19 protein-coding genes and 2 pseudogenes are annotated in these 23,688 nt (G+C 55.9%); 10 read left to right on the forward strand and 11 right to left on the reverse strand.

Annotation, left to right across the window (positions count from 1 at the left end; translation table 11 throughout):
- Together acnB and BFQ03_RS28930 are read left to right on the forward strand one after the other, a co-directional pair.
- Positions 1-2,433, forward strand: a 2,433-nt coding sequence (acnB, locus tag BFQ03_RS08170; RefSeq protein ID WP_065942833.1) for a bifunctional aconitate hydratase 2/2-methylisocitrate dehydratase, incomplete at its 5' end; no start/stop codon positions are given.
- Between the two features lie 147 nt (positions 2,434-2,580).
- Positions 2,581-3,102, forward strand: a pseudogene (locus BFQ03_RS28930) (IS3 family transposase); the annotation flags it as partial.
- A gap of 73 nt (positions 3,103-3,175) precedes the next feature.
- Here BFQ03_RS28930 and BFQ03_RS08175 read toward each other — a convergent pair.
- Complete coding sequence (locus BFQ03_RS08175) at positions 3,176-3,370, reverse strand: DUF7740 domain-containing protein (RefSeq protein WP_065942834.1); 195 nt, start codon at positions 3,368-3,370, stop codon at positions 3,176-3,178.
- A gap of 225 nt (positions 3,371-3,595) precedes the next feature.
- Here BFQ03_RS08175 and mobH point away from each other — a divergent pair, with 225 nt between their 5' ends.
- On the forward strand, positions 3,596-5,329 hold the full coding sequence (mobH, locus tag BFQ03_RS08180) for a MobH family relaxase (protein ID WP_065942835.1): 1,734 nt from the start codon (positions 3,596-3,598) through the stop codon (positions 5,327-5,329).
- On the opposite strand, the pseudogene BFQ03_RS08185 reads toward mobH, so the two are convergent.
- Together BFQ03_RS08185 and BFQ03_RS08190 are read right to left on the reverse strand one after the other, a co-directional pair.
- Positions 5,283-6,356, reverse strand: a pseudogene (locus BFQ03_RS08185) (IS1182 family transposase); the annotation flags it as partial. The gene mobH and the pseudogene BFQ03_RS08185 overlap by 47 nt on opposite strands.
- Before the next feature lie 191 nt (positions 6,357-6,547).
- The gene (locus tag BFQ03_RS08190; protein ID WP_065942836.1) at positions 6,548-7,189 is read right to left on the reverse strand and encodes a TetR/AcrR family transcriptional regulator; all 642 of its coding nucleotides are present in this window, start codon (positions 7,187-7,189) and stop codon (positions 6,548-6,550) included.
- Positions 7,190-7,274: 85 nt separating this feature from the next.
- Here BFQ03_RS08190 and BFQ03_RS08195 point away from each other — a divergent pair, with 85 nt between their 5' ends.
- The 3 genes from BFQ03_RS08195 to BFQ03_RS08205 all read left to right on the forward strand — a co-directional run bounded on the left by BFQ03_RS08195 (position 7,275) and on the right by BFQ03_RS08205 (position 9,611).
- On the forward strand, positions 7,275-7,910 hold the full coding sequence (locus tag BFQ03_RS08195) for an NAD(P)H-dependent oxidoreductase (RefSeq protein ID WP_065942837.1): 636 nt from the start codon (positions 7,275-7,277) through the stop codon (positions 7,908-7,910).
- Between the two features lie 455 nt (positions 7,911-8,365).
- Positions 8,366-9,169, forward strand: a complete 804-nt coding sequence (locus tag BFQ03_RS08200; protein ID WP_065942838.1) for an SDR family NAD(P)-dependent oxidoreductase — start codon at positions 8,366-8,368, stop codon at positions 9,167-9,169.
- A 70-nt stretch (positions 9,170-9,239) separates the two neighbouring features.
- Positions 9,240-9,611, forward strand: coding sequence for a GMC family oxidoreductase N-terminal domain-containing protein (locus BFQ03_RS08205; protein WP_065942839.1), 372 nt, complete (start codon positions 9,240-9,242; stop codon positions 9,609-9,611).
- An 86-nt stretch (positions 9,612-9,697) separates the two neighbouring features.
- Here the strand turns inward: BFQ03_RS08205 and BFQ03_RS08210 are convergent, their stop codons facing one another.
- Positions 9,698-9,952: a hypothetical protein gene (locus tag BFQ03_RS08210; protein WP_065942840.1), complete on the reverse strand. Its 255-nt coding sequence runs from the start codon at positions 9,950-9,952 to the stop codon at positions 9,698-9,700.
- A 118-nt stretch (positions 9,953-10,070) separates the two neighbouring features.
- On the opposite strand from BFQ03_RS08210, the gene BFQ03_RS08215 reads away from it, so the two are divergent.
- On the forward strand, positions 10,071-10,703 hold the full coding sequence (locus tag BFQ03_RS08215) for a GMC oxidoreductase (protein ID WP_065942841.1): 633 nt from the start codon (positions 10,071-10,073) through the stop codon (positions 10,701-10,703).
- Between the two features lie 85 nt (positions 10,704-10,788).
- On the opposite strand, the gene BFQ03_RS08220 is transcribed toward BFQ03_RS08215, so the two are convergent.
- Positions 10,789-11,556: a LysR substrate-binding domain-containing protein gene (locus tag BFQ03_RS08220; RefSeq protein WP_239695230.1), complete on the reverse strand. Its 768-nt coding sequence runs from the start codon at positions 11,554-11,556 to the stop codon at positions 10,789-10,791.
- A gap of 309 nt (positions 11,557-11,865) precedes the next feature.
- Here BFQ03_RS08220 and BFQ03_RS08225 point away from each other — a divergent pair, with 309 nt between their 5' ends.
- Together BFQ03_RS08225 and BFQ03_RS08230 are read left to right on the forward strand one after the other, a co-directional pair.
- The gene (locus BFQ03_RS08225; RefSeq protein ID WP_065942842.1) at positions 11,866-13,437 is read left to right on the forward strand and encodes a GMC family oxidoreductase; all 1,572 of its coding nucleotides are present in this window, start codon (positions 11,866-11,868) and stop codon (positions 13,435-13,437) included.
- Between the two features lie 30 nt (positions 13,438-13,467).
- The gene (locus BFQ03_RS08230; protein WP_239695229.1) at positions 13,468-13,686 is read left to right on the forward strand and encodes a ribbon-helix-helix domain-containing protein; all 219 of its coding nucleotides are present in this window, start codon (positions 13,468-13,470) and stop codon (positions 13,684-13,686) included.
- 341 nt (positions 13,687-14,027) lie between these two features.
- Here the strand turns inward: BFQ03_RS08230 and BFQ03_RS08235 are convergent, their stop codons facing one another.
- From BFQ03_RS08235 to BFQ03_RS08245, 3 genes are all read right to left on the reverse strand, one after another.
- Complete coding sequence (locus tag BFQ03_RS08235; protein WP_065942844.1) at positions 14,028-14,762, reverse strand: lytic polysaccharide monooxygenase auxiliary activity family 9 protein; 735 nt, start codon at positions 14,760-14,762, stop codon at positions 14,028-14,030.
- Positions 14,763-15,318: 556 nt separating this feature from the next.
- Positions 15,319-16,785: a glycosyl hydrolase family 18 protein gene (locus tag BFQ03_RS08240; RefSeq protein ID WP_065942845.1), complete on the reverse strand. Its 1,467-nt coding sequence runs from the start codon at positions 16,783-16,785 to the stop codon at positions 15,319-15,321.
- A gap of 47 nt (positions 16,786-16,832) precedes the next feature.
- Entirely contained in the window at positions 16,833-17,468 is a 636-nt protein-coding gene (locus tag BFQ03_RS08245) for a lytic polysaccharide monooxygenase auxiliary activity family 9 protein (RefSeq protein WP_065942846.1), read from the reverse strand.
- A gap of 347 nt (positions 17,469-17,815) precedes the next feature.
- Here BFQ03_RS08245 and BFQ03_RS08250 point away from each other — a divergent pair, with 347 nt between their 5' ends.
- The gene (locus tag BFQ03_RS08250; RefSeq protein WP_065942847.1) at positions 17,816-19,498 is read left to right on the forward strand and encodes an FAD-binding protein; all 1,683 of its coding nucleotides are present in this window, start codon (positions 17,816-17,818) and stop codon (positions 19,496-19,498) included.
- Positions 19,499-20,061: 563 nt separating this feature from the next.
- On the opposite strand, the gene BFQ03_RS08260 is transcribed toward BFQ03_RS08250, so the two are convergent.
- From BFQ03_RS08260 to BFQ03_RS08270, 3 genes are all read right to left on the reverse strand, one after another.
- A complete protein-coding gene (locus BFQ03_RS08260) occupies positions 20,062-21,867 on the reverse strand; it encodes a B12-binding domain-containing radical SAM protein (RefSeq protein WP_065942849.1) in 1,806 nt (601 codons plus the stop codon).
- 26 nt (positions 21,868-21,893) lie between these two features.
- Positions 21,894-22,799: an aromatic amino acid exporter YddG gene (locus BFQ03_RS08265; protein ID WP_065942850.1), complete on the reverse strand. Its 906-nt coding sequence runs from the start codon at positions 22,797-22,799 to the stop codon at positions 21,894-21,896.
- Between the two features lie 100 nt (positions 22,800-22,899).
- Positions 22,900-23,676: an AraC family transcriptional regulator gene (locus tag BFQ03_RS08270; protein ID WP_065942851.1), complete on the reverse strand. Its 777-nt coding sequence runs from the start codon at positions 23,674-23,676 to the stop codon at positions 22,900-22,902.
- Positions 23,677-23,688: the final 12 nt, after the last annotated feature.

A 23,688-nucleotide genomic window follows, 5' to 3' on the forward strand; every position in this document is an offset into this window, starting at 1 on the left:
GCTGCCTACGTCAAGGCCGGTTTCCTGTCTGCCCTGGCCAAGGGCGAAGTCTCTTCTCCCCTGATCGACAAAAAACGCGCTGTTGAACTGCTCGGCACCATGCAAGGCGGCTACAACATCGTGACCCTGGTCGAGCTGTTGGACGACGCCGAACTGGCCGCCGTTGCAGCTGCCCAGCTCAAGCACACCCTGCTGATGTTCGATGCTTTCCACGACGTCGCGGAAAAAGCCAAGAATGGCAACCAGCACGCCAAGGAAGTGATCCAGTCCTGGGCCGACGGCGAGTGGTTCAAGAACCGCCCGACCCTGGCCGACAAGATCAGCCTGCGCGTGTTCAAGGTCACCGGCGAAACCAACACCGACGACCTGTCCCCTGCTCCCGATGCCTGGTCCCGTCCGGACATCCCGCTGCACGCCCTGGCCATGCTGAAAATGGCCCGTGAAGGCATCGTGCCGGACGAGCAAGGCAAGACCGGCCCGATGAAGCAGATCGAAGAAATGCGCGGCCAGGGCTTCCCGATCGCCTACGTCGGTGACGTGGTCGGTACCGGTTCGTCCCGTAAGTCGGCGACCAACTCGGTACTGTGGTTCTTCGGCGACGACGTTCCTTACGTGCCGAACAAGCGCGCTGGCGGCTTCTGCTTCGGCAGCAAGATCGCTCCAATCTTCTACAACACCATGGAAGATGCTGGCGCACTGCCAATCGAATTCGACGTCACCAACATGCACATGGGCGACGTGATCGACCTGTACCCGCATGCTGGCAAAGTCTGCAAGCACGGCACCGATGAAGTCCTGACCACCTTCGAAATGAAGACCCCGGTCCTGTTGGACGAAGTCCGTGCCGGCGGTCGTATCCCGCTGATCATCGGCCGTGGCCTGACCGAGAAGGCGCGCACCGAACTGGGCCTGGGCCCTACCGACCTGTTCAAGCTGCCTGAAGCACCTGTCGACACTGGCAAGGGTTTCACCCTGGCGCAGAAAATGGTCGGCAAGGCCTGCGGCCTGCCAGAAGGCAAAGGCGTTCGCCCAGGTACTTACTGCGAACCGAAGATGACCACCGTCGGCTCCCAGGACACCACAGGTCCCATGACCCGTGACGAACTAAAAGACCTGGCGTGCCTGGGCTTCTCGACCGATCTGGTGATGCAGTCCTTCTGCCACACCGCGGCTTACCCTAAGCCGATCGACGTGACCACCCACCACACCCTGCCTGACTTCATCATGACCCGTGGCGGTGTATCGCTGCGTCCAGGCGACGGCATCATCCACAGCTGGCTGAACCGCATGCTGCTGCCGGACACCGTGGGTACCGGTGGTGACTCCCACACCCGTTTCCCGATGGGCATCTCGTTCCCGGCCGGTTCTGGCCTGGTCGCGTTCGCCGCAGCCACTGGCGTGATGCCACTGGACATGCCGGAATCGATCCTGGTGCGCTTCAAAGGCAAAATGAAACCTGGCATCACCCTGCGTGACCTGGTTCATGCCATTCCTTACTACGCGATCCAGTCCGGCCTGCTGACCGTTGAGAAGAAAGGCAAGAAAAACGCCTTCTCCGGCCGCATCCTGGAAATCGAAGGCCTGAACGACCTGACGCTGGAACAGGCTTTCGAACTGTCCGACGCCTCGGCCGAACGTTCGGCTGCCGGTTGCACCATCAAGCTGTCGAAAGACTCCGTGACCGAGTACCTGAACTCCAACATCACCCTGCTGCGCTGGATGATCGGTGAAGGCTACGGCGATGCGCGTACCCTGGAACGTCGTGCCCAAGCGATGGAAGCCTGGGTTGCCAACCCAGAACTGATGGAAGCCGATGCCGACGCCGAATACGCCGAAGTCATCGAGATCGACCTGGCACACATCAACGAGCCAATCCTCTGCGCACCAAACGACCCGGATGACGCCCGTCTGCTGTCCAGCGTGGCTGGCGAGAAGATCGACGAAGTGTTCATCGGTTCGTGCATGACCAACATCGGTCACTTCCGCGCTGCCGGCAAGTTGCTGGAACAGGTCAAGGGTCAGCTGCCAACCCGTCTGTGGCTGTCGCCGCCGACCAAGATGGACGCTCACCAACTGACCGAAGAAGGCTACTACGGCATCTACGGCAAGGCTGGCGCGCGCATGGAAATGCCGGGCTGCTCGCTGTGCATGGGTAACCAGGCACGTGTTGAGCCGAATTCGACCGTAGTGTCGACGTCGACCCGTAACTTCCCGAACCGTCTGGGTGATGGCGCCAACGTCTACCTGGCCTCGGCCGAGCTGGCGGCAGTCGCCTCCACGCTGGGTCGCCTGCCGACCGTCGAAGAGTACATGGGCTACGCGGCCAAACTGGACACCATGGCCAGTGACGTCTACCGCTACCTGAACTTCGACCAGATCGCAGAGTTCCGCAAAATCGCTGCAAGCGCCAACATTCCGGTGATTCAAGCCTAACGAAACAAGGATCAGATAGGAGGCGGGGTATCACCCCGCTGCCCTCCCACGCCACCGTATGTACAGATCCATATACGGGCTTACGCCAAGCGTTTTCACACAGCCAATGGCGAATGCGGTCTGACAACAACATCGACCCCAAATCGAAACCTCGTCAACCGCGACTTCACCGCTGTTGCTCAGAATCAGAAATGGCTCACTGAGATCACGAAGCTCCAGACCCTGGTCGCCAAGGTGTACCTGCCCCCCATGACGACTGCTTCGATGGGAAGGTCATCCGTTGCTCAATAGGCAGACGTTCGGACGCCGGACTTGTGAATACAATGCTGGATGCCGCCGTCGAAACGTTGGTCCATATAACAGCAAACAGCCTGTCGTTCACTCCGAACGCGGCGCTCAGTACGCTGGCCCGGCTGGTTACCGCCCGTCGCTGATGCGAAGCTGATTCGTTCGAGGTCACGTAAGGGAGACTCGCCTGACAACGCGGTTTGTGAAGGTTTCTTCGGCCGGCTGAAAACGGACCTGTTCTATCCTCGCAACGGGCACTCAACCAGCATCGAGCCGTTCATTCAAGCCCTGGGTTCATGCATCCGCGGGTACAACAAGAAACGAATCAAGATGTCCCTCGGCGCACTCACTCCTGTTGAGTCTCGTGAGAGACTGGGCCTCGCGGCATACCCCGTCCAAATTTTATGCTGCCCCCCGCACTGCCGACACAAAACCGACCACCCACCCGTTACCTTTAGCTATCCAGGTTCTGCGCCAGAAACTCCACCAGCTCCAGAGGACTGCGGCTGTTGACTACCTGATAGATCAGGTCACGTTTGCTGCGCGGTAATTTTTTGACCACGCTCCTGGCGGAGGCCCTGACAGCATCGTCGGTTCCATGGATACGCGCGGCCAACAGCAGCACGAGCGTGGCGTCAGTAAGGTTCATGACTACCCCCAAAAAAGATGCCCGCAGTGTACCGACTCTTGCCTTTGGCGTGCCAGCACGCCTGATCCAACAAAATCGCCCCCAGACAAATCAATATTGCCCTGGACGCGCAAAAGGATACACGCCAAAAATGGGAGTAAGGGGAGTAAGGGAATGGGAGACAAGGGTAAGAGCTTTATCCGAAAAGGCTAAAACAGCGCCCCTCCTCCTTCTGCGGAGAGCACCATGTTCAAGCTATTTGGCCGTGGTAAACGGCACACGCCCCCTCCACCGCCCTTAAGCGTCGCGCAAGGTTACCTGCCGATCAAGCCGGCTCAGCAGTTGTTAGCCGCCGAGCACCGCCGCCACCTGCTTGAGCGCATCTGGCAGTCAACAGCGCTTTCCCACGCACAGTTCAGTCAGCTCTATTTAGCCCCCATCCAGCGTTACGCCGCCCTGGTGCAACAACTGCCGGCCAGCGAAACACACCACCATGCGTATCTCGGCGGTATGCTCGACCACGGCCTTGAGGTGCTCGCCTGCGGCCTGAAACTGCGCCAATCCTATTTGCTTCCCACCGGCGCGCCCCCCGAAGACCAGGCCGCCCAGACCGACGCCTGGTCAGCCGGTATCGCCTATGGCGCCCTGCTGCATGACATCGGCAAGATCGCCGTGGACCTGTTGATCGAGCGCCAGGATGGCCGCCTGTGGCACCCCTGGCAGGGGCCCCTGGATCAGCCCTACCGTTTTCGCTATACCAAGGGCCGCGACTATCACCTGCACAGCGCTGGCGCAGGCTTGCTCTACACCCAGATCCTCGATCCGGCGATTCTCGATTGGCTCAGTGGTTTTCCCGCACTCTGGGCCAACCTGCTGTATGCCTTAGCCGGGCAGTACGAACGTGCAGGCGTGCTAGGTGAGTTGGTGATTCAAGCCGACCGCGTCTCCACCGCACAAAACATCGGTGGTAACCCAGGCAAAGCCCTTCAGGCACCGATTCATTCGCTGCAACACCACTTGATCACGGGCCTGCGTCACCTGGTTCAACACGAGCTCAAGCTCAACCAGCCAGGTGCTGCCGGCTGGTTAACCCAGGACGCCCTGTGGCTGGTCAGCAAAACCGTGACCGACAAGCTGCGGGCCTATCTGCTGTCACACGCCATCGACGGCATCCCGACGTCGAATATTGCGGTGTTCGACGAACTGCAATCGCATGGCCTGGTGGCGTCCACCCCACAAGGCAAAGCCATCTGGAACGCGCTCGTCGAACAGGAGAACTGGCAGCAGCACTTTACCTTTCTACGCCTGCAACCGGCGCTAATCTGGGGCAGCGAAGCACGCCCCGCGGTGTTCAGCGGAACGGTGAGCGTTATGGCCAATGCGCCTTCGACTGAGGCGACGCCATCCGCCCCCTCGCCCATGGACACGCAGCCCTTTCCCCTTCCATCCCCCCACGATGCCATGGAGATGGAAAAAGAGGAGGCGCTGACCACATCGCTGGACCTGTTCGAGCCCATAGCGCCCGCGCCTTATGATCGACCCTCAAGCACCGCTGACGAACACCCAGACGCTTTAGCGGCCAACCCGGGCCAGGTGTTCCTCGAGTGGATCAAAGACAGCATCCAGCAGCACACACTGATCATCAACGACAGCCAAGCCAAAGTGCACACCGTGTACGGGACCGTGTTCCTGGTCACCCCAGGCCTGTTTCAACGTTACGTCCAGGCGTTTCCAGGCATCGCCAAGGGCGCCAATCAGACGCACGAGGAATGGCGCTGGGTGCAAAAACAATTTGAGCGACTCAACGTCCACAAAAAGCGTGACGATGGCTTAAACATCTGGACCTGTCAGGTCCAAGGCCCGCGGAAAAAAGCGCGTCTTAAAGGCTATTTACTTCAAACGCCTACGTTGCTGTTCAGCAGCGTACCGGCCGACAACCCGTTTCTGAGCATCGACGGTGTTCAATCAGGCACGCTTTAATACACCGACACACTCGCCTTTCGTCTTCCCGATTCAACTCAGCCAGCACGGGGTTGACGGCCGGGCAGCGGTATTCCTCAGCCTCTTCATTCCAGTGGAAATCGTTACTCGAAAAACTGTCGTTCTTGCGCTCGGTTTTGTCCCACACCGGCACATGCGGCTCGATGTCTTTTTCCTCCACCATCCAGGCCAGCATCGGCGCTGTACCGTAAGCGGTATCGCCAATGAGGCGCTCCGGCTTGATGTCGAACTGCGCTTCGACCCGTTCGATCATCGTCTTGGTGCTCTCGACTTCTGCGGTTCGATGAGCCGGTGTGGGTTCCACATCCATAATCACGCCGTGCTCGGTCTCGATCAGGTAATTCGTGGAGTAAGCGTAGAATGCTGGGCCACCAGGAGCTGCGGTCCAGCGGGCTTGAGGATCAGTCAGCGATAGGCGCTTCAGTAGCGTTTCGGCCAGAGCCTCTTCATCGAGTGCCTCAAGATACTCACGCACGGCGCGGGTGCTCAGGGCCGGATCGCTCCAGTTGACCGGCTCATCACCCGGTACACCGCGCTGCCGGCTGGCATCCGCCTTGATGATGCTGGCGTCCACGGCAAAGCCTTCGCCCTTGACCAGACCGGCGTCCATGCAGCGACGCAGCACTTCATTGAACAACCAGCGAAACAGATCACTGTCCCGAAAACGGCCGTGTCGATTTTTCGAAAACGTCGAGTGATTGGGGACTTCATCTTCAAGGCTCAACCGGCAGAACCAGCGATACGCCAGGTTCAAATGGGCCTCTTCGCACAACCGCCGCTCTGAGCGAATGCCGTAGCAATAGCCCACGATCAGCATGCGAATCATCAGTTCGGGATCAATCGACGGACGCCCGATCGGGCTATAGAAATCGGCGAGGTAATGGCGCAGGTCGCTCAGATCGAGACACCGATCAATGCTACGCAGAAGGTGATTGGCGGGGATGTGATCTTCAAGGTTGAACGAGTAAAACAGTCGCTCCTGCCCACTCGATAACTGTCCCATCATGCTGTGTGATCCCCCTCCGGCCAATGAAGAGATTTTGCCGGAGGCCAGTCAGGGGAGCTACTTTTTCAACAGAATCGGCCGATTTCTGCCTGTCGCGATGGGCCGCAAACGACCCTTTTTGGATGTTCGGATAGATTCGTGAGCTAGCTGCTGTTTGGATTTCTAGTTCACTAGGCGCTCAGTTCATGGTTCTAGTCGAAAATTTGCATGCCACCGCGTGCGCTTCTGTCGACCATTGCGATAATCGTTTCGAAGAGTTCGTCCTGCGCCTGCCTGGGTGTGATTTCTCCGGTTGCTGCGGCATGGGATAGGGCCTCGGCCGCTCCGAGCATTGCCCGAAGACCTGCGGGCGCGATAGCACCCTCTCTGGTGAATGGGGAAAGGGCTATCCGGCACTTGTTCATGAAGATCGCTTCGTATTCGCGCTTGATCTTTTCGAGTTCCGGTGAACTGGCCAGCGCCGCGATCACGCCGGGTATCTCGTTGCCCTGAAGAAGCACGCAGTTGACGTAAGACGATGCGATGACCGTCGCCGTGTCCTGCAAGGTGGGTTTGCTCGTCTGAAGCGCGGCATCCATGAGTGCGGTCTGGCGAGCATCGAACTCCTGATAGAGCACCGCCAGCAACCCGGGTCGCGTGGCGAAGTGGTTGTAAACCACGGGTTTTGTCACGCCCGCTTGCTCGGCGAGCCGTCCAAGCGTTAATGCTTCCGTGCCTTCCTCCCGGACTAGCCGCCAGGCGACGTCCAGCAACTGGCGTTGCCTCTCTTCCCTTGACATGCGCCGACGCGGCTGCGGTCTGGAATCCTGCTCTCTTGTCTCGATGCTTGACATGCCTATATACCAAAAGTAACTTATCGAGCTTAACTTACCAAAAGTATATAATATTCGCCCTCAATCAGCAGCAGGAGTTTTCGATATGCACGCACTCATCGTTGTTGCCCATCACGACCCCCAATCCCTCACCCATAGCCTTGCTGCGCAAATCGCCGAAGGCTTATCCCTGGGCTTTCCCGGTGACTCCTTCGAAATCGCGGACCTCTCGGCGCAAGCGTTCGATCCGAGGTTCACCGCGGCTGATCTCTCTGTCCATCACAGGGAGGCACCACCCCCCGCAGATGTTGCCGCCGAACAGGCTCGGATCGATCGCGCCGATGCCCTTGTGCTGGTCTATCCCGTGTACTGGTGGTCGATGCCAGCGCTTCTCAAGGGATGGATCGATCGCGTGTTCGCCAATGGCTGGGCGTTCGATTTCAGTTCGGATGCCAAGCTGGTGAAGAAGCTTCGCCACCTGCGGGTTCATCTGGTCGGTGTCGGCGGCGCCGATGGGAGAACCTATGAGCGGCACGGCTATGCCGAGGCCATGAAGACGCAAATTGACCATGGAATTTTCGATTATTGCGGCGCATGCGTCGTGACGTCCAAACTCCTGCTCGAATCAGAAACGCAGGATCCAACTGGTCATATGGACACTGCACGAGCTCTCGGTCGCGAACTTTTCACTTTATCTAAGCGATGCAGTAATAGTGGGGCAGATCTATTTTCCATGGGCTGAATGCCTGCTTTTGGCCGATTTTGTTGAAAAAGTCGGCTTCAAATTCCACGCCAGAAAAGTACGCGACTGAGATTGGAATCTGAACTTTTGGCAGAAGATTCAAGACTCGGATGTCACGTAGCAGCGTGCAGCAGAGGTGTTTTCATCCATCAATATTCGAATGTTTTGGGAAAACCGAATTATTCAACAGAATCGGCCAGAAAGAGTCACTCGCCGAACGGCCCAAAAACCGTGCATCACCACTCAATACACCATGATCAATGAGTAGTCACCAGCGGACTCGCCACCATTCACCACACTCTTGCAACACAGCTTCCGGCGCCTGAGCATTCTCCTAACCCCAATGCCCCCCTAGCATACCTGCACACCCGATGACGGTCGAAACCATAGCGGCGTCTGAACGGTTCAAACGCCCAGGATTCAACAACCCCGTTCCATCAACTGAGGTATGCATAATGAACCCACTGCAAAATTTCAACGCAAAGGTTGTCCTCGTCACCGGCGCAGCTTCCGGAATTGGACTGGCGGCGACCTTGGAGTTTGCACGCCGAGGCGCCCATGTGGTGGCGGTCGACATGAACGAAACCCTGGGTATCCACGCGGTGAAGGAGGTACAGCGTGAGGGTGGCCAAGCCTCCTTCTACCAGGTGGATATCACCGATGAGAACGCTGTAAAAGAGCTGATCGACACGATCCACTCGAAGCATCAGCGCCTGGATGCGGCCTTCAACAACGCGGGAATTTTTGGCCAGGCACACACGCTAGCGACTTACCCCAAAGCCGACTGGGACCGTGTCATCGAGGTCAACTTGACCGGGCCGTTTCTCTGCCTGCGTTATGAGTTGGCGTACATGCAGCGCCAAGGCCACGGCGCCATTGTTAATACCTCCTCGGTAGGTGGCATGACGGGCCCCTCCACCATGGGGGCCTACGCGGCGGCGAAATGGGGCCTGATCGGCCTAAGCAAAGTCGCGGCGATGGAGCACGCCCGTTTTGGCATCCGCGTAAATGCGATCGCGCCGGGCCTGACCGATACCCCGATGAATCAAAAAGATGCGGCGATTCAGGTCCCCGGCTTCGAACACGCCGGCATCGAGGCGACACCGATGCACCGTGCGGCCGATCCGATTGAGATTGCCCGTGCGGCCGTGTGGCTCTGTTCGGATGAAGCCTCCTTCATCACCGGACAGGTGCTCCCTGTCGACGGCGGCTACACCACCGGTGGCGCGGCACTGCAACGCAACCCTCTTCAAGGGTAACGAATGGGGGCGACAGAGAAAAACTGACGCCCCTTTTTGCCACCATCTCGTCAGCCAGGAAAAATTGGCCATGGGCACATCAAAAAAACTGTGTGCCCAGACACCTGTTTACGACATCATTGTCGTCGGCGGTGGTTCGGCTGGAGCGGTGATGGCCCGTCGACTCAGTGCAGCCCCCAACAGGCGCGTGCTGCTGATTGTGGCAGGCGCGCCCTACCTACCCAAGGATTTTCCCACGCAGATTGCACTGGCCCGCAACGTAGGCGGTGATGCCACATCAACCTGGGCCCATACGCGAAAGATCGACTCACCAGACGCCACGGGCTGCTTGCGGGCCAAGGTGCTGGGGGGTGGTTCGGCGATCAATGCGGCCGCCTTCGTCCGTGCGCCCAGATCCGACTTTGATCGATGGGCAGCGACAGGCCTGCACGGCTGGGGCTAGGAGCAGGTGCTGTCATACTTCAAAAAATCGGAAAGCGCCGATTTTGGTGAAGACCAGTGGCACGGACGCAACGGGCCTATGCCTGTTCACCTGTGTAAAAAAGCGACTTGAGCAGAACCGCACAAGCATTCATCGTCGCAGCCTTGAGTGCTGGTTTGCCAGCGGTCGATGACCTCAACACGCCGTTTCCCAAAAGCGTCGGGATTTATCCGCTGAACATTTAGGATAAACCGAGCAATCCAGCGCCCGACATCAATGACCGAGAAGTTCGCGTCAATACGGCGATCGCTTATCTGACAGACGAGATCCGTCAGCGCAACAACCTGGAGATTCTGGCCCATACAGAGGTCGATAAAGTGCTGTTCAACCAGCGCAGCGTCCGTGGACTACAATTGGTCGCCGACCTGCCTGTGGGACAAACCTTGATGGATCAGCCCAACGTGTCTGTGCAGGTGGCCATTGAGGACTACCGCGCAATCCGGCCAGCGGTGGGTGGTAAAGTCTGGGGACAGCCAGCCATCCCTCGCCGCACCGAACCAGCTTGATACTTACCTGGGTTTCAATCACTTCGCCAATCTCACCCAGTCCCCTACAGGCAAAGCCTTTGGCGTGATTGCATGCGTCTGTCGTCCCACGGCACGTGGCAAACTTAAACTCGACAGCGCCGACCCGCAAACATTACCACGCGTCAGCCTGAACCGGCTGTCGGTGGAGTCTGACACTCAAATTCTGATTGAAGCGGTGGTTATGCTGCGTAGGATCCTGGCGCAAGCGCCCCTGCAAAGCCAGGTGCTGTCGATGAGCTTTTCCGACGGCACTAAGGTTCCAACCGATCCCGCACGCCGGAGACGGACGCTTGTGAAACATGTCGACTCAACGCTGCATGTAACCGCCAGCGCGTCCATGGGCCCGTCTAATAATCCGATGGCCGTGGTTGATGAGCAAGGTCAAATGCATGGCCTGCACGGGCTATGGGTAGCTGACGCATCGATTTTTCCGGACGTGCCCTCTGTCGCCACTAACCCCACCGTCATCATGGCCGCCGAGTACATTGCCGACAGGATCAAACAGGCAGGCCGACCTAGGCCCTGATCGGCTTTATTAATATTAATCATGAACCGTCAGGACGCCACCCAAGCCGTCTGATTGATAGGCGGCCAGGGTTTACTCCGAGGCCTTATACCTCAACGATTTCTCGCTGAGTCTCATACAGAAAGTCCAAAAACGCCCGTATCGCCGGGCGCATCCCTTTGCGCGACAAGACCACCGCGTAATAGGTCGCCGACGTCGGTTGCCACTCAGGCAGGACCGCGACCAAACGACCTTCTGCCAGATCGCGTGTGCACATAAAACTTGGCAATAACGCCACGCCCAAGCCTTGAAGTGCTGTCTCATGCAACATGTCCAAATCATCGCTGATCAATCGCGGCTGGTGCTCGATGCTTTTTTTCACGCCCTGCAGGGCCTGCAACGGCCAGTGGTAGCGACCCGCTTTGGAACTGATGTCCAAAGTCGCCGCGCTCGACAGATCATCCGGAACAGTAATGGGAAACTGCTCCAGAAAGGATGCCGAGGCCACCAGCCTACGCGTCATCTGAGCCAAGGGTTTGACGATCACACCACCCGGCTCTTCCATCTCCGAACGCACCCGCAGCGCCAGATCGACCGCTTCTTCATATAGGTCAATCGCCCGATTGGTCACCACCATCTCGACACTGACCTCTGGGTAGCGGCGCAGAAAATTCGACAGACGCGGCCTTAACAAATGCAGCGAAACACTGACCGGACAGCCGATACGAATCAGCCCGTGAGGGCTGGAGCGAACCTGGGCAATGGTGTCTCGCGCCGCGTCCAATTCCTGAAGAATCGCTTGGCAATGGGGCAATAACAATTGCCCGGAATTGGTCAGCGCCAGCTTGCGTGTGGAACGCTCAATCAGTCGCACATCCAATTTTTTTCCAGCGCATCCACGTGCCTTGAGAGCAGTGACTTGGACACACCCAGCTCACGGCTGGCCGCCGAAAAACTTCCAAACTCCGCCACACATGCGAAGTAAAACAAGTCCTCCAACTGCCCCGCCTCACGGATCAGCTGCATCGAAGACGCAACAATGTTTCGCATGTTTGCTACCTACTCTGGGGTCGACCACCACATTACCATCAGTTCAACGGTTCCAGGTGTGAGCCGCACGACCCGATAAACGCTGTCGTCGGGTAATTACCACTGCGCCCTGCCCCTTATCGAGAATGTCCTTATGCATACATCAGCTCAAACGCCTTCAACCCTGGATATCCATGACTACGTGATCGTCGGAGGAGGCTCAGCCGGTGCGGTGCTGGCCAAACGGTTGAGCGAGAGCGGTGATAACCGCGTGTTGTTGCTTGAAGCCGGTAGCGCGCCGCACGCCGAGGCCTATCCGCCGGTTTTGACGGACGCCAATAGGATTGCCGCCCCTGATGCCCCGCAATTCGACTGGGGTTATTACAGCGAGCCGCAGGGAACCACACCGGCGATTTTCCTGCCCCGGGGTAAGGTGCTGGGCGGTTGTTCCGCGGTCAATGCCGCAGTGGCGATCCGGGCGCCACAGTGGACCTTTGATCAATGGGCAAAAGAAGGCTTGCAGGGCTGGTCGTTCGACGAGGTATTGCCCTTTTTTAAGCGAATGGAACGCTCCACCTATGGCGCCGACCGCTGGCACGGGCGCACCGGAGAGTTTCCCATTCACCGAATGTCACGCGACTTCATTCTCCGGCAACAAAATGCCTTTATTGACGCGGCGATACACCAAGGGCATCAGGAAGTCACCGATTTCAACAGCGACCTCAATGAGGGGGTTGGCCCCCTGTCCATGAACATCATCAATGGCGTGCGGGTTAACACCGGCATGACCTACTTGGACCAAACGGTACGTCAGCGAGAAAACCTAACGATTCGTACAGGTGTCGTTGCTGACCGTATTGAGTTTTCCGGAAAACGTGCCCGTGCGATTATCTCGGCACAGGGTGAACGCTTTCAGGGGCGCGAAATCATCCTGTGCGCTGGCGCCTATGGATCGCCCGCGATCCTGATGCGCTCGGGTATCGGCCTAGCCCAGGATTTGTCACGGCTGGGCATTCGACCCCTGGTGGATACGCCGGTCGGTCAAAACCTACAGGAACATCCTTTCTACTTCATGGGTTATGCCTCGCCCGCCGGAAAACTCGATGATTGCGAAGGGCCCATCGCTGGCGCACAACTGTGGACACACAGCACTCAAGCCGAACCTGGTGAGCTTGACCTCGCTATCTTGCCCGAACAATTCCTAATCCCAAACAGCCCTACAGGTGCAGGCATGACCTTATCGGTGGCCTTGCTCAGCGTTCGCTCGCGCGGGCAACTGCGTCTGTCCAGCGCCGAGCCCACGACAGCCCCCACCATCAACCTGAATCTGCTGCACCATCCTCAGGATATGAGGCGCATGGTTGAAGGCGTCCACCTCGCCCGTGAACTCGCCGCCACCCAGCCCTTGGCCAGTTACCTGCTGACTGAATTGACCCCGGGTGCCGCCATCAAGAGTGATGCACAGTTGCGGGACGACCTTCTGCGAAACATCAGCATCTACCAGCATCCGACATCAACCGCCATGATGGGCCGCGAAGACGACTCACGGGCCGTCACCGACCCACAAGGGAGGGTCTATGGCACCGATGGTTTGCGCGTGGTGGATGCCTCCATCCTTCCAAGCGTGCCCCTAATCAACCCCAATCCGACCATCATCGCCATTGCCGAAAAAATTGCCGCAACACTACTCGGCCAAGCGCCACTGCTGCCGGTCATGCATGGTTGAACACCGACTCCAGTGGCGACTACGATCACCGTGACTGATCAGCAAGGTGGCGAGATAAAGGCGCAGATCGAAGCGGGCCATGGCACCAACAACAGCGAGTACGACCGGGGTTTGATTCGACGCGAACAGGAACGCGGCGTGGAGGTGAAGGGCATTTGTGCAGCGTTACTCATAGCAGAGGCCAGTGGCAAACCTCACCCTTGTGACCCCGACGTTTTTAAACAGCGCATACTGAACAGCCAGAGCTAAATACCATCGTCCCCCGCCGCCGGGCATGACCTCGAAGGGATCCAGGTCACCCTCGACAGCGGGAGCAATGCAGGCAAATCACTTCATAGAGATCCTGACAACAATGTTTTCAGGTCTGGCTAAGTAGCCCCCTGTCCGCCTACCCAGTATGGGTGGAGTGCCAATAACGCTTAAACCGGTCTCGATAGTCTCCAAACAGCTCGGACTGATCATCTCCCCCAGTCAGTATTGGAAGGCACGTTAGCCTTTAGTTAAACGTGTATTCCTGAGCCTTTCAGACTAACAAAACGGGCGTCAAAGCGCCCGCCCAGTTTACCCATACAATCAAACCACCTCGAGGTTCAGCTGCGGGTATTTTTTATAACCACATCACTGCAACTAAAAAATGTTTCACGTGCAGGATCCTCATTGCGCTCCCACATGATATACAGAATTGATTTACTGTTACTAACATAGCCATCAGGCAGCTGAACGTCTAAATGATAACGACCAGGAGTGGCTTTACCATTCTTACTGTCAGGCACTCTTTCCACCTTCACATCGGGTGACTCCTTAAGTGCGTCCCACTTCAGGTTATCTTGATCCGTCAGAAAAACCCTGAACTTGCTGGGATCATGCATCTGGCTGGCAATATAAACCAATTGAATGCGCCCCTCCTTTACCTCCAGGTCGGTGGTGTGCCAAGCATCGCTGCGGATATTAATACTGTCAAAATCCACTTTCCCGGCAGAGCAAAGCTTTCCATCAGGCACAAGGTCTTTCGGCTTGGCTGGAGTTTGGGAGCTGGCAAGGTTCTGAGAGTAAGCATTCCAGTTATCAAATAGCCTGGCACGCTCCCAATTTTCATTACCCGCTTTTTCGTAGGCTTCTTTGCAAGCGGCATTTTTAATACCGCCACTGCCATTGTTATAGTCCTGCTGAGAATAACAATAATACTGTCGTGAAGGCGGCAACTCCGAAGTCCCGTGCCTGATTTCCGGTGACGTCTTCTCACCACTGTTCTGCGCAGCCTGCACAGAGGAACACAAACAGGAAAGTACAAAGGTGCAATTTAAAGCCAATTTAGCGTACTTCATGAATTTCTCCATAATTCTATGAAACCGTCCTTACCACATTGGAATTTCAATCTGGCCTAATGACTATAGCCTTCGAGGCCAAAAAATAAAGTTTATTCCAGAAGATAAATCACACATTAATTTTGACTTTGTGCATACATCAGCGCATTCCAATGCCACTTCACCCACCCCTGCTGGGACCTCTATGGATACACCAGCAGAACACAAACACCGAGCGCCCTGCGGCTCGTCACCTCAAATCGCACAACCTACAAGCCTTGCCAACTGTATATACAGCATCATTGATCAGCCTGCCCCGCCTTGGTCGATTGAACCCGCTAAACGCTAACGCAACTGCGTACTTGCCTGGCGTTGACTTTGCACCCGTCTAACGCTGGCCCATCATGAATGACGATAACAAAACCTTGTTCGTCCGACAGTTTGCTGAATGGCCAATACAACTCCTTGGCTGCAGAAACATCCTAGCGCCCATCCAGCAGTGGGTAGAGCCGCGGCTGGACAAAAAGATAAAGAAGGCAAAAAAGCCCAGCATTTCTGCCAGGCTTCATCTGTTGCTCTATGCACGCCGCTTGATTGCGACTTTCGACCAAAGGGTAAAGGCCACAGGTGGGGTCCAGCCCGAGTTCGATGTGTGCTCTTGCAGGCACACATACCTATTGCCTTCGTACGTCACACCCTCCTCCTTGCGATACCGATGGTTCAACTGCCACTCGGGGAATTCAGGATCGGTGATGTCTCCAGCGGTTCGAACACTCAGACTCTGGCTCGGAACCGATTCTTTTCCTAAAGAATCGGTTGCCGTGACAAAGTAGCTGTATTGGGTATTCGGTGTCAGGCCTGAATCGGTCAGGGTTAAAGCCGCCGTATGGCCTACTACCGTCCCATTGCGGTACAGCGTATAGGTCTCGATCGGACGAGGACCGCTCGAAGCTGCCCAACTCAAACTCACGCTGGTTTCGGTCACGTCCCTTGAGGTCAGATTTGTAGGAGCCGTCGGCCGCTCCCCCCCACCCGCCTCACCGTGGATCAACGGCGCGTAATGGTTATAGAACTCCCAGCTGTAGGGCACATTATCCCTGTTAACGCCATCATCCCAGTTGATCGACCAAGTCATCAGTCCTTTGATGGCGTGGCCCGCCACATCCAGACGCTTGAACGCATTGACCACCGCCGCAGGATCAATCACATAACCTGTGGCCGCTGCATCCACATTGGCCGGTAAGCCGATGACAAACTTGTCCGCAGAAATGGCGATGTAATCCCGAGTACCGGTTACCAAGCTCTCAGTCAGGTAGTAGAGAAAATCTTCTTTCATCGCGTCATTGTTCTGCGCAATCCAGGCACCTTGACCGCCATTGGCCTCCTGAACCCAAATCCCATCGCCACCCTGGTTGTAGTACTGAGGCGCGATGAAGTCGTAATACCCCTCAAGCGCCTGGATGTAACCTACGTATTTGCCGCCAACCCTGAGGTAAGGAAACTCAGGCGCCATGCTGATGATGAAATGCTTGCCTTCGTCTTTGTAGTGATCCTTCACCAGCTTCAAGGCGGCAGGCAGCACCGTTTTGTTGTCGGCAAAATCAATCGCGCTTTGCTCAAGGTCGATGTCCAGCCCATCAAAGCCGTAGACCTCAACCAAACGGACAATTTCATTCGCCAGTGGCTGCTCATCCCCTTTGTGCAACTCGATATGCGCGTCGGCACCGCCCAACGAGATCAACACCGCCCTACCCTGGCTGTTCAGCACACCCACCTGCCGGCGGAACTCTTCATCAGAGAAGTTATAGGGTTTAAAGGTAGGGATGCCCTGGCCTTTCATAAAGGCTACCGCAACAACGTTGTAGTCCTTGGGCACGTCCACCAGATTAAGATTGGCGAACTGCCCACCCTGATAGCCGTCACTCTGACCGGCGGCCCAGTTATGCCAGAAACCCATCAGGATTTTCTTGTTGGCAATACTCGGCATCAGAGAAGCTGAGTCACTGACGTTGGACTTCAATAATGAAAAATCAATCTTAGACATTGTTCTATTCCTTCAGAACCGTACAAAGAGCCGTGCAGGGCTCAGGATTATTTAAAGTTCACATCAAACGCCTGATAAAAGGCATTACCGGTATCTGCAACAACCCAGAGTAAGACAATGAGGTGATGGCCTTTTTTGCCCGTCGGCAGTTTCACTTCATGTTCAACTTTCGCCTTCAACTCGGCGGCGTGCTCATAAAAGGGAACTTGAGTATAAAAATCCTCATAGAAAGACGTTGGTTCAAGCTGAGCGCGGCTAATACGCTTCTTCGGCTCCCAGCCGTCCTTGGTGATAAACCAGCTGTAGCCCCGAGTCACGTGAGCCATGGCGTATACCCATTCGACATGAAATATCTGACCGGGATCGACATTCAATAGAGGCCAGGTAAATGCGCGACCCAACTTTTCGCTCATCTCTTCATTGGTAAAGTTAACGCAGTCGCGCTCATCGGTCCTGCCCCCGCTGAGGATGTAACCATCCGCCGGTGGAACCAAACTCGCGCTATCCGTCTCATATGGCCTAGGGAAGGGACCGGCTGTTAATGACGGAAAATTTTTTCCTCCCTCCATTTCGTTAGCTTGCCAGTCAAGAATAAGCCCTTCCTGTGTGGCAATAACGCTACGGCTAGGCGGAGTCACTACACGACCGTGCTTCAATTCAAGCTTGGATTCTGGCTTGTTCATAACATTCACTCCTTTGATCTTTGATCTCCTTCTTTGGAGAACTCTAAGGCTAGCGCAACACCTTGAGTTGTCCACCTTAAAAAACAAATAGTGCGATAAAAAACAGCATAAAATCCTGTAGTCCATATCACCCTATCCCGCCACTACCCAATTCTGTAGTTATTTATACCCATTCGAAATATAAACTTAGGACCAATACAGCCCTACTGCTCATACACAAAAAATGGACAGCGTGAAAATATCGACTAAGGTCAGGCAGATATTTTAATGTCGTGTTGACGAACGCGTCACAGGGCATTGGCGCAAACACATTTGCGCACAATTTTTCTGCATGGAGGCGTGTGACGATGAAAACAACAAAAGGCACTTCAGATTTCATTACGATAACCGAAGACAGCAAGATATTTTCGACCCTACAGAAAGGCTTCAATCTCCGCTGGCCTCCAAGCCCTGGTACGGGCGCCAAGCGAATCTACGTCTGTAAAACGCCAGAGGAAGTACTGGATGCTGCGAATGACGCACTCGCGCAGGACTTCCGGATCACTGTAAGAAGCGGCGCGCACTGCTATGAAGGTTTCGTATCGAATCAGTTAAACAACGAAAACCTAGCCATTATTGACGTGGGAGAGCTCAAAGGGTTTTCGCATAATTCTGATATCCAACCTTTATACGAGCATGATAGCAACGAACCTACACACTATAAATATGCGGCCTTCACCGGTAATCAGAACTGGGACGGCTATGTGGCCATGTACAAACAGAGCGGCAAGACAATACCCGGCGGTTCATGTTACTCCGTCGGGGTCGGAGGTCACATTAGCGGTGGTGGCTACGGTTTACTGTCGCGCCTTCAGGGTTTGACCGTCGATTGGGTGACTGGGGTGGATATTTTGATCCCCGACCCCACCAACAGTGGAGCAAAGTTAGTCCCTGTCCACGTCAGCCCGAACTCAAAACAGAAAACCCACCGCGAGCTTTTCAAGGCGTGTTGCGGTGCAGGGGGCGGCAATTTCGGCATCATCATTCGCTACTACTTCAACGACCTGCCCGAAGCCCCACAAAAAGCTTACTGGACCACGCTCTCTTGGGAGTGGTCGGATTTCGACAAGGTCAGTTTCAGAAAATTCTTGCGCGGCTATCACGCCTGGTTCGCCAACAACGACGCAGACGCGACCTCCACTATTTTATCAAAAGCCAACGGCGGTCTCTTCACTCTGCTGAAACTGAACCACGTTGACTCCAATCCGAAAGTCATCCTGGCCATCCAATACACAGGACGTGACGGTATGGTGGGTGATTATGAGCGAGACGCGCCCTTTAATGATTTTCTCTGTGCGATAAACAGTGCAGCTCCGGGCCATGGCAAGCTCTACGATGGATTTGTATTACCCAACATCGCGCCAAGGCCTCATAGCATGGCCGGCAGCGCGATTACCAAGGCCTCGCCGGGGCTGCTTATGGATTGGTTTTACATTACCCAGATGATTAATACCTCAGGCAACAACCAAAGAGGCAAATACAAATCTGCCTACCAAGTGGATAATTTCACTGATGCTGAGTGTGATGCGTTTTACGACAACCTCAGCGTCCCGTCTACCGACGGGACCTTCAGTCAATCGCTTGTCCAAATCGATTCTTATGGGGGGGAAATCAATAGCCTTGGTCAAGGAGACACTGCCGTACCCCAGCGAAAATCCTTATTGAAGTCTCAGTTCCAAACGTACTGGACCGATCCCGCACAAGACAGCGTGCAGCTCGCGTGGATCAAAAAAATTTACGAAGATGTCTACGCCAGTCAGCCTAACAAAAGACCCAGTGTCAATGGACGCTATGAAGGCTGCTATATCAACTACCCGGATGTGGACATGCTCACGGTGAATGGCGCAGCGAATGACAGCTGGCTTGAGCTTTACTATGGAAACTCAGGACTGGTAGAAGACTTGATTCTGTTAAAAAATCAGGTAGATCCTAAAAACCTCTTCAGGCACCAGATGTCGATCCCGCTCGCACGAGACAAGAACAAACAATAAGAAATACATACTCCCAGCGGCACGCGCTGTTTCACCCGTGCGCGCCGTTGGGACATCAATCATGTCCGTGAAAGAGCCACTGTTGCCGGTCAGCCCCCTCAAAAGTAACCAACAGCGCTTCATGAATCTGAATGCAAGGTACGATGCCCTCAGTGCGTCGCCTCTCTAGCAACGCTCTGGCCTTGTACATGTCGAAAATCTGTCCCGAATCCATCAACGCGAGGATCAGTTCGTCTGAGATTCGATAATGCCCACAACCTGGACAATCTCGCTCTTCCCATGGGCCGTCGCACATAACGCGTTCTGCAGCACCAACACAAATCAGGCATTTCATATGCGATCACTATTTTATTTTTGTATGCGGATCGATCCAAGCGGTTCACGACTGCCTGGACCTTCACGTATGACTTGCTCTCGTCTACCTTGCGTTCTTGCCCATGTATCGAAGGCTTACCTCCACCTGCATTGTCTTGGGTGGCGTGACAGCCCCCCCAAGAACAAACATACACAGCCCTCCCAATCACGACTGCCGACTGCATCTGACCGTCGACGGCCATGGCACTTCATTGCACATCCACGGGCCAGGTACCACGACGTACCATCTCCCGGACACGGTCGGCGCCATTGGCCCGAACCAGCAACTCCATGCGGGCCTTTTCGATGTCCTCGGCGCTCCATTGATCGGTCGCCATGGTGGCCTTTTCATGAGACCAGCCGTTATCGTAATGGCGTACCACAAACTGCTGCTGGTATTCCCACATCGGTGTCCCAGGAATCGGGGTGACAATAAACGGATTGGCATAGGCCATACCGGCCCCCATCAGATTGACCGCGTAGTCTATGGTCCGCTCGATCAGTTCCAGGCTCTCTACAAAAGCCTTTTGCCCCGGCCCGCCGGGTGGGTTGACGAAGCCCAGCATGAAACCTCCGGTAACCTGGATCCCGTACTCGGTAAAAATCTCTATGAGTTCGAACGTCGAGTGTTGAATCGCGTTCAGTCGAGACTTGTTGGAGTTAACCAAGCTGTCTTCGTTGGCGCTCTCCACCGCGAGATAGATGTTGTAGCAGCCATTTTCGGCAATCGAGCGAATGAACTCCCTTGCCGTAAGCCCTCCTTTGACAGCGTCGATCACATTGCGAAATTGTGGATTTTTGCGCTCTTTCTCATCCATCTGCGCGATAAAGGGTTCGCCCAGGTGCAGCAGTATCAGGTTGAAAAGACTCAACCCACCTTCCTCGACCCAGGGCAAATCATGTTTTTTCAGCAGCCGGCCGACCTCCATGGCATACAGCGGGTCGTGCATCAGGTGATCGTCCTCGATCAGGACTTCGGTCACGCCCTGTTTGACCAGGTCAGCCAGGTGCAGATCAAACCAGTCCAGGCCGAGTGCACGCCACGGGCCGTTGATTTTCGGGATGTAGCAAAAATTACAGTTCACGTTGCAGCCAATCGTGGAGAAGATCTGCGCCCAGGCGCCGTGCTTGCGTACCCGGGCACCTGATGAGTGATAAGGCTGCAAGTAATGGCTCATGTCCAGAAAGCTGAAGTCCGGCAATGGCATGAGGCCAAGTCGCTCATCGAGATCCTGGCGCTTGGGGACGATGCTCAGGTAGCTGGATTTATGGGTGGGGCGAACCAGTTGCACATGACTATCGCGGTAGGCCACCCCAGGCACGGCATTAATGTTCGTACCCTCGTGGGTCAAGGCATCAAGCAATAACGTAAAGGCACGGTCGGCTTCATTGATGAGCGTAAAGTCGAAGGCCGAATCCAGCAGTGCGTTTTTCCAGTCACCACTGGAGTGGGCGCCACCGGTTACCAGCACCAGATTGGGATCGATGGTTTTCACCAGTTCTGCCAGCGCCCGTGCATTGCCCCATTGCACCGTGTAATTGCATTGAATGCCGACAATATCGGGCTGTGCGGTTTCGATGATCTCGCGCATCTGCGCATCGGTCAGGCCGTAGCGGATCAGATGCCCCTGATCGACCTTGACCAGACTGGACTCCTGGGACCAGCCGGCAAAAGGTGCATCGACAATTTGCACCTCATAACCGGCGCGACGGGCCACCGTGGCGATGCGCAACAGGCCAATAGGGGTACCGGCGCGTTTCATCACTTCAAACGTATCAATGCCAATGCGGGCGAACGCGCTGTCGTGAGGTGTGGGTTCAATCAGACGTGTGTAGGGTGGCACGAACAGCAACACGCGAGGCGGCTCACCATTGGCGCGACGGCGGATGCCAGTACGGCTACTGAGTAGCGATGGCTGTCCTAGATGGTTGAGCAAGGGCCGCGTGGGGGCGACCGAAAAACTGGGCCCGTTGCTTTCGATCCTCATGGTTCCCTGCGAAGCGATCAAATCCATTTGCCTGTCTCCTTAGTTGGTCGATATCACCGTGAGGTCTTGCGTGACCGGGAAGTGGCAATGACAGCCCCCGTGATGATCAGTACTGCGGGAATTATCAGGATCGGCTTGGCATCGCTTTGCCCCACGGCAATAAGCAGCAGGGTGGAGAACAGCGGCGCCAGGTAAGACAAGGCGCCAAGCATCGCTAGGTTTCCGTGTTTGGTCGCGTGATCCCAGGCGAAGAAGGCCAGACCCACTGGGCCCAGCCCCAGGGCGATGATTGCTGCCCATTGGCCGGCGTCCGGCCGCACCGTGGTTTCAAAAGCCAGGTGGCAGAGCAGCCCAGCCACTGCGATCAGGCCGCAAATGCCACCGATGATACTGCTTGGGACATTACTGAAACGCCGGTTGACCACCGAATAGATCGACCAGACCCACGCGCAGGCAAAGGCTGCGGCGTAACCGATAAGCGGCATGCCGACGCTTTCACCCTGTGCACGCTGTTGCATGATGAAGGCTGTCCCCGCCAGGCCGAGCAAGGCTCCCAACAGTTGGCGCTTGCGCAGCGACTCGCCAGTAGAGAACCCTGAGAGCAGGACGATCAATAGCGGCCACAGGTAGGCAATCAGGCTGGCCTCAGCCGCCGGTGCGGTCTTCAGGGCAAAGAAATACAACGAGTGGTAGATAAAGATGCCGGCGAACCCCGTTGCCCATACATACCAGGGCTGTCGCCAACTGCTGAACCCCCCAGCGCCACGCAAGCCGAGCGTGCAGAGACTGGCCACGAACGCGACGGCGAAACTCGATGCCAGCAACTGAAAGGCCGGGATTCCGGCGGTCAAGGTGGTCAGTAGCGCCAGGCACGCCCACAGGAACACCGCAATCACGCCAATCAGAGTGGCACCTACGGCGCCTTTGGTGATGGTGATGGATGCGTTAGTCGTGTTCATACAAGCCCGTCTGCGGATAATCCTGATACGGGGACAATAGATAGGTTGTACGAGGACGTATTGATCGAGCCCGCTAAAAAATTGTTCAAGTCTGCTGCTTTTAGTGGTCGCGCGCTTGCTTGCGCACCGAGGCAGGGGTCAGGTTGCGGGCTCTCTTCAGGGCATGGCTCAGTGCACTCTGGTCGGCGTAACCGGCGCGATGCGCAATATCAGTGATCGACAGAGCGGTCTGGTGCAACAGGTCGATGGCCAGATTGAGGCGCAAGGTCGCTATATGGGTAAACGGGGTGATTTTCAGGTGCCGCCCGAACAGGGCATACAAGCGCCGCTCGCTGGTGCCAGCGTTACGGGCAATGTCATGCACTGTCATGGGCGTACTCAGGTGCTGTTCGATGTAGGCCAATGCCCTGGCGAGGATAAACTGCCCGGGATCGTTCGGTGCAACCTCTGGCTGCAATAAAGAACCCAGCAGCAACCGGCTCCATGACTCAGCCATCGTGGGCGAACTGATCAACCGTGGTCCATTACTGCTTGCGTAATCGAGCAAATGACGGATATCGGGCCTGACCGCAAAAAAGCGTTTGTCATCGAGAGAGTCAAGTAACTGTACGGTGCTTTTGTGTCCATCGGCACGCTGAGTCAATACGTCCAGCACCAGGAAACTGTTATGGGTATTGGCCAGGAATGTATGCCGGACCCCGGAGGCGATCACCACGCCCTGGCTCGCATCGACCTTGCCGCCACGTCCATCGACCTCAATCTCCATACAACCGGACTGGGGCAGGACTATTTGATGAAAGTCGTGTTCGTGAAGCTCGACCTGACCAGAATAGGAGCGCAGAGCCAGAGAGAATGGTTGGGGGGGCGTAGCGTTCATCCATCACTCTCC

Source organism: Pseudomonas sp. 25 R 14, assembly GCF_900004755.1.
Classification (GTDB): Bacteria; Pseudomonadota; Gammaproteobacteria; order Pseudomonadales; family Pseudomonadaceae; genus Aquipseudomonas; species Aquipseudomonas brenneri.